This window comes from Acidithiobacillus concretivorus (assembly GCF_018853445.1).
Lineage (GTDB): Bacteria > Pseudomonadota > Gammaproteobacteria > Acidithiobacillales > Acidithiobacillaceae > Acidithiobacillus > Acidithiobacillus concretivorus.
Genome location: NZ_JABELD010000025.1, coordinates 1 through 8,922, shown reverse-complemented (window position 1 = coordinate 8,922; position 8,922 = coordinate 1). Strand labels below are relative to the sequence as shown.

General features: G+C 57.0%; 7 protein-coding genes and 1 pseudogene. 4 read left to right on the top strand and 4 right to left on the bottom strand.

Features of this window, described 5'->3' with window-relative positions:
* Positions 1-381 precede the first annotated feature (381 nt).
* On the top strand, positions 382-795 hold the full coding sequence (locus HJG40_RS03905) for a GtrA family protein (protein WP_215862984.1): 414 nt from the start codon (positions 382-384) through the stop codon (positions 793-795).
* 121 nt (positions 796-916) lie between these two features.
* Here the strand turns inward: HJG40_RS03905 and HJG40_RS03900 are convergent, their stop codons facing one another.
* Positions 917-1,873, bottom strand: a complete 957-nt coding sequence (locus tag HJG40_RS03900; protein ID WP_215862983.1) for a cation diffusion facilitator family transporter — start codon at positions 1,871-1,873, stop codon at positions 917-919.
* A 61-nt stretch (positions 1,874-1,934) separates the two neighbouring features.
* Here HJG40_RS03900 and HJG40_RS03895 point away from each other — a divergent pair, with 61 nt between their 5' ends.
* On the top strand, positions 1,935-2,435 hold the full coding sequence (locus HJG40_RS03895; RefSeq protein WP_010642686.1) for a MerR family transcriptional regulator: 501 nt from the start codon (positions 1,935-1,937) through the stop codon (positions 2,433-2,435).
* 303 nt (positions 2,436-2,738) lie between these two features.
* Here HJG40_RS03895 and HJG40_RS03890 read toward each other — a convergent pair whose 3' ends face one another.
* Positions 2,739-5,705, bottom strand: a complete 2,967-nt coding sequence (locus HJG40_RS03890; RefSeq protein ID WP_215862982.1) for a Tn3 family transposase — start codon at positions 5,703-5,705, stop codon at positions 2,739-2,741.
* Positions 5,706-5,839: 134 nt separating this feature from the next.
* On the opposite strand from HJG40_RS03890, the gene HJG40_RS03885 reads away from it, so the two are divergent.
* A complete protein-coding gene (locus HJG40_RS03885; protein WP_215862981.1) occupies positions 5,840-6,415 on the top strand; it encodes a recombinase family protein in 576 nt (191 codons plus the stop codon).
* A gap of 111 nt (positions 6,416-6,526) precedes the next feature.
* A pseudogene (locus HJG40_RS03880) lies at positions 6,527-7,483 on the top strand (transposase); the annotation flags it as partial.
* 216 nt (positions 7,484-7,699) lie between these two features.
* On the opposite strand, the gene HJG40_RS03875 reads toward HJG40_RS03880, so the two are convergent.
* Together HJG40_RS03875 and HJG40_RS03870 are read right to left on the bottom strand one after the other, a co-directional pair.
* Positions 7,700-8,407, bottom strand: a complete 708-nt coding sequence (locus HJG40_RS03875; RefSeq protein WP_215862979.1) for an MgtC/SapB family protein — start codon at positions 8,405-8,407, stop codon at positions 7,700-7,702.
* A gap of 86 nt (positions 8,408-8,493) precedes the next feature.
* Entirely contained in the window at positions 8,494-8,796 is a 303-nt protein-coding gene (locus HJG40_RS03870) for a carbohydrate porin (RefSeq protein WP_226857081.1), read from the bottom strand.
* Between the last annotated feature and the right edge of the window lie 126 nt (positions 8,797-8,922).

Sequence of the window (8,922 nt, the reverse complement as noted above, 5' to 3'; positions counted from 1 at the left end):
GCGGATCAAGGAGCTGCTGGGTTATGGACTGTCGGTGCGCAAGATCGCCACGCTCCTGGGCCAAACCAGCCACATCGCTCTGAATACCTATATCAACAAGCGGGGGCTTCAGCCGACGCCGAAGGTCTGATTGGGGGCCATCTGTAGCCCCGTGGTCGGGTTACGAGGGCAGACAAAATTTTCGAGGGTTTGGGCTTACACCCCCAGTCAGGGGATATCCATCCATGATGGTCACACTCCTGTTCTTGGGCGGTGTGCAACTCATAGCTCTTGGTGTGATCGGTGAGTACCTTGGGCGAATCTACGAAGAGACTAAAGGAAGGCCAGTGTATCTGGTGCGAAGTACATCGAAAAGATCTTCAATCACACAAGCCGAACAACATGATTCCGAATAAAAACATTTCCGAGATCGTCCGTTTCGGAATCTCCGGCGTGGCAGGCTTTGTCGTGGATACGGGGATTGTTGTCATCTTCACACGGGAATTAGGGCTAGGTCCCATAGTTGCCCAGGTCATCGCATTCACCGTGGCGGTCACGGTCACTTGGCTTATTAATCGCCACTGGACCTTTGCGGAACACGCCAGTGAAAACTGGTTGCATGAGTGGACCAGATATGTAGCAGCCAATTCGGTAGGCGCAGTGGTAAACAACGGTATTTATGCCATTCTCGTGCTCACAGCAGTTCTATTCTCAAAGACTCCAGTACTCGCTGTTGCCGCTGGATCAATGGCTGGCATGGGTTTTAATTTTGCATCGTCAAAGCTTATGGTGTTTAAGCCAATGAGAAATACTTAAGCATAATGCCACACAATAATTTAACTTATGATTTCGTATCTATTCAGAGTATCTATATTGTGGAAAAGAAATCTTCTCGAAGCCATATTCCTGGATCCTTGCATAAACCTTCCGGAAAATCTCAAACCCGATGATCCGGCGCCAGTGCGCACGGGTGGGCCGGATCGCCAGCCTCCACCTGCAAGGTGGGGTGGTCGATGCGAAAGCGCCTCTGCAATTCATTGCCGATCCGGTTCAGGAGCGCGTCTCCGGGGTGGCCGTTGGGCATGACCAGATGCACGGTCAGCGCCGTTTCGGTGGTGCTCATGGCCCAGATGTGCAGGTCATGTACCGCCGCCACATCCGGCAGGGCGGCGAGATAGGCGCGTACCGCCTGGGTTTCGATTCCTTCGGGCACGCCGTGCAGGGTCAGGTTGAGGGAATCCCTCAGCAAGCCCCAGGTGGCGATCACGATCACCGCGCTGATGAGCAGGCTGACCGCGGGATCCAGCCAAAACCAGTCGGTAAACAGCATCCCGATCCCCGCCAGGACCACCCCGAGCGATACAGCGGCATCGCCCGCCATGTGCAGAAACGCTGCTCGGATATTCAGATCGCCCTTGCGCCCCGCCATGAACAGCAGGGCGGTTCCGGTATTGATCGCCACTCCGAAGGCTGCGACGCCAATGACTATGCCGCTTGCCACGGGCGTGGGATGCAGCATGCGCTGAATCGCTTCCCAGGCGATCCCGCCAGTCACCACCAACAGGAATACGGCATTGGCCAGAGCCACCAGAATTGACGAGCTGCGCAGCCCGTAGGTAAAGCGCGCCGAGGGCTGGCGGCGAGACAGTGCCGTGGCGCCCCAAGCCATGAGCAAGCCCAGGATGTCACTCATGTTATGTCCGGCATCCGCCAGTAAAGCCAGGGAATGTCCAATCATCCCAAACACGACCTCAGCCAGCACGAAGCTCAGGTTGAGCGCCACTCCGATGGCAAAAGCGCGACCATAGTTTGCCGGACCGTGGGCATGGCTATGCGCGTGGGTATGATGGTGACCAGCGGTATGACCGGCATGGTCATGAGAGTCGTGTGCCATACATCATCCTTACTCTGCAAAAATCCGAATGAATTGCCATTAAAAACCTTGTAGCCACTACATGGTCAAGGATTTATACTGCTCTTTTTGGGGGGCTGATATGCGAATTGGCGAACTTGGGCAGGCCACGTGCGTGGATCCAGAGACCATCCGTTATTATGAACGGATAGGCCTCTTGCCCGCGCCAGTTCGGCGGGCGAACGGCTATCGCGCTTATGGCCTCGCGCATCTGGAACGGCTTGCCTTTATTCGCCACTGCCGGGCGCTGGACATGCCACTTGCGGACGTGCAGCGACTCTTGCATCTGCTGGATCATCCGCTGGACGATTGCCTAGACGTGGATCGGTTGATCAATACGCATCTGGCTCATGTACAGGGACGGCTCCAATCGCTACAAGCGCTGGCGAGGCAGCTTGAGCAACTGCGCGGACGCTGCCACGGGCGGCATACCACCGCCGAATGCGGTATCCTGCATGAGTTGGTGGCCGCTGCCCAAGGGGAAGGGTGTGTGTGCCACGACGGTTCGGCCCCGAACAGCCCAGAGGTCATAGAAATCTCCTAAGGCCTTCATTCATGCAGATGGTGCATATTGGGAGTGTGAGGGTGGCCGTGGGTTAAGGGTTGGTGACGATGCGGGTGCCGGTGGCGGATTCCGGACGCCATCGGGAACGGGTGCCCATGCCGTAACAACCAATTGATTTTTATGCCGATTTTGGTGGTTAATCATTTAGGCTCAAAGGAGCTACGTGTGACGTAAAGTAGTTCACGACATCCCCAACTGTCCCGATGTCTGTCGCATCATCTGGCATGTCGCAGTCAAATTCTTCTTCCAGGGGTCCCTTGAGAAAACGGAAAAAATCGTACGTTAAGCTCCTGCGAAGGGCCGCAGTGGCTGATATCTGCCTTGTTTGAGCTTGGCGCTACGCCGCCACAGGTAATCCCCCGTCAGATTGATGTGTTCCCAGCCCAGCGGCGATAGGTACTGCAGCAGCGTTTCGTCGACCACTTGCCCATGCTCCTGCAGGGCGCTGATTGCCCGCTCCAGGTACACGGTATTCCACAGCACGACAGCCGCCGTCACCAGATTCAGGCCACTGGCTCGGTAGCGCTGCTGTTCAAAGCCCCGATCCCGGATCTCCCCCAGCCGATTGAAGAACACCGCCCGGGCCAGCGCATTGCGTGCCTCACCCTTGTTCAGTCCGGCCTGCACCCGCCGGCGCAGTTCCACGCTTTGCAGCCAGTCGAGGATGAACAGCGTGCGTTCAATGCGTCCCAGCTCGCGCAGAGCCACCGCCAGACCGTTTTGGCGCGGGTAACTGCCGAGCTTCCGGAGCATGAGAGAGGCCGTCACGGTTCCCTGCTTGATGGAGGTCGCCAGGCGCAGGATGTCTGCCCAATGGGTGCGGATGAGCTGGAGCTTCAGGGTGCCGCCAATCATCGGTTTGAGGGCGTCATATCCGGGATCGTCCTTGGGCAGAAACAGTTTGGTTTCCCCCAGATCCCGGATCCGCGGTGCAAAACGAAAGCCCAGGAGATGCGTCAGGGCGAAGACGTGATCCGTGAAGCCGGCCGTGTCCGTGTAGTGCTCTTCGATCCGCAGATCCGACTCGTGGTACAGCAGCCCATCGAGCACATAGGTCGAATCGCGCACGCCGACGTTGACCAGCTTGCTGCTGAACGGCGCGTATTGGTCGGAGATGTGGGTGTAGACCAGCCGCCCGGGATCCGCCCCATACTTCGGATTGACGTGCCCGGTACTCTCGGCCTTGCCACCAGCGCGGAAGCGCTGACCATCCGATGACGAGGTGCTGCCGTCCCCCCAATGCGCGGCAAAGGGGTTGCGCAGCTGCGCGTTGACCAGTTCGGCCAGGGCCGTCGAGTAGGTCTCGTCGCGGATGTGCCAGGCCTGTAGCCAGGAGAGTCGGGCATAGGTCATGCCGGGGCTCGATTCCGCCATTTTGCTCAATCCAAGATTGATGCCGTCGGCAAGGATCGCCGTCAACAGCAGGGTCTTGTCCTTGGCTTCATCGCCACTCTTGAGGTGCGTGAAGTGGCGGGTGAATCCGGTCCAGGCGTTCACCTCCATCAGCAGTTCGGTGATTTTAATGTGCGGCAGTAGCGCCGCCGCCTGGTCGATCAGCGATTGCGCCGTGTCAGGCGCGACCGCATCCAGCGGGGTGATTTTCAGGCCGGAGTCCGTGATGATGGCATCGGGTAGGTCATCGGCGGCCGCAAGATGATTGGTACTGGCGAGTTGCTGTTCCAGCAGTGCCATGCGCTCCTGCAAATAGGCTTCGCAGTCGGTGTTCACCGCCAGCGGCAGGGCGCCGGCTTGAGTGAGATCATCGAAACGCCCGGCAGGGATCAGATACGTGTCAAAATCCTTGAACTGGCGCGAGCCCTGCACCCAGATATCGCCGGAGCGCAGGGCATTTTTGAGCTCTGACAGGGCGCACAGCTCGTAGTAGCGCCGGACGATGCCTTCTCCGGTGACCACCAGCTTTTTCCAGCGCGGCTTGATGAATCGGGTCGGTGCGTCCGCGGGCATCTTGCGGGCATTGCTGTCATACAGGCCGCGGATCACCTCAATGGCGTCGAGCAGGTCCTGGGCCGCCGGTGCCGCCCGTAATTTGAGAACGGCCAGAAAAGGTGCGGCATAAAGTCGGACGGTGGTGTAGCTGTCACCGATGTGGTGGAGGAAATCGAAATCGGCGGGACGGGCCAGGCTTTTGGCTTCGGTCACACTGGCGGTGAAGTCCTCCCAGGGGAGGACCTTTTCAATGGCCGCAAAGGGATCCGCACCGCTCTTGCGGGCTTCCAGCAAGGCATCGCCGATCCGCCCGTACAGACGAACCTTGTCGTTGATGGCCTTCCCCGAACGCTGGAATTGCTCCTGATGTTTTTGTTTGGCGGCGTTGAATAACTTCCCCAGGATGCGGTCGTGCAGGTCGATGATCTCATCAGTTACCGTGGCGGTGGCTTCGATGACTAGTGCCGCCAGGGTCGCATAGCGGCGCTGGGTCTCGAACTTGGCGAGGTCCGCTGGCGTCATTTGGCCGCCCTCACGAGCCAGCTTGAGCAGGCGGTTCTGGTGAACCAGAAGATCCATGCCGACGGGCAAATCTATCGCCTGTAGGGCCTGCAAACGTTCAATGTGCCGGCGCATGTGACGAGAGTTCGGTTTGGCCGGTGCCTCCCGCAGCCAGGCCAGCACCGTCTTCTGGCTGCCCTCCTTGCGCTTGAGGAGCGCATCCAGTCGTTGGCGATGGTCGGCCGACAGCACATCCGTCAGTGCCGCATAGATCCGCCGGTTGGCCCGGGTGATCGACTCAGCACAAATGCGGTCGATGACCTCCATTGCTGGGATGATAATGCGTCGCTGGCGGAGCGTTTCCAGAACATGTGATGCCAGCACGATGCCTTTATCCGTCTGAACAGCCAAATCCATTGTGTCATGCACAACTTGCCGGTAGTGCGCCAAGCCAAACGGCTCCAGTCCCAGATAGGTGCGCAAATCGAGCAGGTGCTCGCGCCTGGTTTCCTCTCGTTCAGCATATTGGGGCCAGCAACGCGAATCCATACGCAATTGACGTCCAACCCATTCCAGAAGGGACGCCGGCACCATGGTATCAGTCAGCAACCCTTGCCCAGGGAAACGCAGAAGGCATAGCTGGATAGCCATGCCCAAACGATTCGCGTCCCCACGTCGCTGTTGGATCAGCGACAAATCGGACTCGCTGAATGTGTAGTGCCGGATCCATTCGTCACCTGTATCAGGAATCGCCAAGAGGCTGGCCCGTTCGGCTGCTGAGAGGGTGGAACGTCGAGGCATCGGTGACTCCTGAAATGCGTGGCAGCACAAACGATCGTTTGTGCACCTATGACGGTGCGCTGGTACTATCAGGCTTTGCGCAGTGCAAAAATATATTGCACAATTAAGGTGAATGGCAACAGGAAATTGCAATCATGCGCATTGGTTATGCCCGTGTTTCTACCATGGACCAAGACGCCCAGTCTCAACGCTTGGCACTGAAGAGCGCCGGATGTGAAAAGATCTTCCAGGAAAAGGCCTCTGGCGGCCGCTGGGATCGCCCGGAGCTGCATCATCTCTTGGGTCAGTTGCGCAAGGGCGATGTGGTTGTGGTCTGGAAACTGGATCGCTTGTCGCGTTCGTTGAAAGATCTGTTACTAACGCTGGAGAAGATCGAACAAGCCGAAGCAAATTTTCAAAGTCTCACGGAAGCGATTGATACCACCAGCTCCGCCGGACGGATGATGATGCAGATTGTAGGGTCGTTCGCCGAATTTGAGCGGGCGATGTTGCGGGAACGGACGAAAAGCGGACTTGATGCGGCCAGAAAAGAAGGGCGTGTCGGTGGTCGCAGGCCCAAGCTGAGTTTGCCACAGCAAAAAGAGATCATTACGTTGGTCACGTCAGGCCAGAAAACTGCAGCTGATGCTGCCCGGCTATTCCGGATACATCCCTCTACCGTGGCTCGCCTACTCGCCAGGCATCACCAGAAAGGCGCCGGTTCAGCTTAACGTACGATTTTTTCCGTTTTCTCAAGGGACCGGCCTCTAGCAGTCTGTCGGACTTTCACGGGCCAGCCTATTGAGGTATAATTATTTATAATTCAATATGATGAGTGAACGATGGCCCACTTTATCGACCCCGACCGCAAGACCAGTTATCTCCTGCCTCCGTCCATGGAGGACTGGTTACCCGAAGGGCATCTTGCCCGCTTTATCGTCGAGGTGATTGAGCAGCTGGACCTCTCCCGATTGGTTAAGCAATATGCTGGCCGAGGCTGTAAGGCCTATCATCCGGCAACATTGCTGGCGATTTTAGTTTACGGTTATGCCAACGGGGTGTTCTCCAGCCGCAAGCTGGAACAGGCCACCTATGATTCTGTAGCCTTCCGTTATCTCGCTGCAGGCGGCCATCCCGATCACGACACGCTGGCGAACTTCCGCCGCCGTTTCCTGGGTGAGCTGCAAAACCTGTTCGTACAGGTGCTGGAACTGGCACAAGAAATGAAGCTGCTGAAGGTTGGCCGGGTTTGCCTGGATGGCACCAAGATCCACGCCAACGCCTCCAAACATCAAGCCCTGTCCCACGGACATATCGAACAGATGGAGCGGCAACTGAAGGCCGAAGTGCAGGAATTGTTCGCGCTGGCAGAGCAAGCGGATCAGGCAGTCATTCCTGATGGCGTGAATCTGCCGGAGGAAATACGTCGCCGCGAAGACCGGTTAGCCGTGATGGCCGCCGCCAAGGCCAAGATTGCCGAACGGGTTCAAGCCCGTTATGAAAAGGAAAAAATCCTTTACGACGAGAAAATGGCCCGCCGCGCTGAACGTGAAGCAACCGGCCAGAAACGTCTGGGCAAAGAACCCAAAGCACCCGATCCCGCCCCGAAAGCGCAGGATCAGATCAACCTCACCGATGAGGAGTCCCGCATCATGCCGGTCTCGGGTGGCGGCTTTGAGCTGTCCTATAATGCCCAGGCCGCCGTCGATGACCAGACCATGCTGGTGGTGGCCACGGGTGTCAGCCAGGCACCCAATGACAAAGAGCAGGTACTCCCCATGCTGGAGACGCTGCAAACCCAATCTGCGGTATTGGGTCCCATAGAGTTCCCATGAGTATCCTTTTCAGTAATGCTTACTTGAGTATAATATCGCAACTTTAAAGTGCAGCTTCCCACTATGCGCCAGGCAGCCATTTCTCTCCAGAGACGGGGTTATTATCATGCATTTTGCAAACATCAACATTGATTACAGACACGCCAAGACCAGCCCGATCACACCATATCCTCTGTGCATTCACTCACCAGGGCTCTGGTTCCAGAAAGCTTGGTGAACACCGGGCAGCGCCTCCAGGCGATTTATAATATGGTCCAATTCCGGCTCGTTAATGCTACTTGGAATCAGGTTTGCAGCGATCTCGGTTTCCTTGAGACCAAATGGATGCATACGTATGTCTCGAATCGGATAGCCACCCGCGTCGAGGATTTCAAATATCTGATCCCGCAACTCCCCTTCTTCACCTCTCGCCACAATCAGGTAGACCGCCGCCGTCAGTTCGGTGCCACCGCTGTCCAATGGTCTACGGTTGATCTGATTGACGACCGGGCGTAACAGCGTGTTGGCTATGAGCACAAAAATGGCGGCCAAGATTGCCGGTGCCCATTGTTCCGCGCCTGAGCAAGCCCCGACTGCGGCAGAACCCCACAAGGTAGCGGCGGTGTTGAGTCCCCGTACATTGACGCCCTCTTTCATGATGGTTCCAGCGCCCAGGAAGCCGACACCAGACACCACATAGGCTACGACCCGAACGGCTTCTGTAGGACCCCCCATGCGTAGGGCCAGATCTACGAAAATAGCCGCGCCGACCGCTACGAGAGTGTTAGTGCGCAACCCCGCAGTGCGCTGTCGCCATTGTCGTTCGAGCCCAATCATTGCGCCTAAAACGAAAGCCAAGAGTAAGTCCGATCCGGTCAGAAGAAGACCATGCAATGGGCTGGTGAGCATTTTAAATACTTCCTTTGTTGCTGTGATACAGTTACGGCGATAATTATTTGATAAATCGGCATATACCTGAATAAATAGGTGGACAATCAAATACCGAATAAATCCGCAAAATTTACTTCAAGTCGCATAATACCCACGAGAGCCGTTGGCAGATAGCCTCCTGGATGAACAACGACCTGTATGTCAGGCTGGAGATGAATGCCGGGTATCACCCCAAATACACAGGTCAGCTCGTAACTGGTCTCGGCGTGGGGCAATCCGCGCAGGCTGGCCCGCGAGAAACCCAGAGACAGTGCGTCGTTCCGATCTGGGGGTGTAAGCCCAAACCGCCGAAAATTCCGTCTGGCCTCGCAACCCGTCCGCAGGGCTTCTGTCAGGTCTCCATTCACACCTTCGGCGTCGGCTGAAGCCCCCGCTTGTTGATATAGGTATTCAGAGCGATGTGGCTGGTTTGGCCCAGGAGCGTGGCGATCTTGCGCACCGACAGTCCATAACCCAGCAGCTCCTTGATCCGC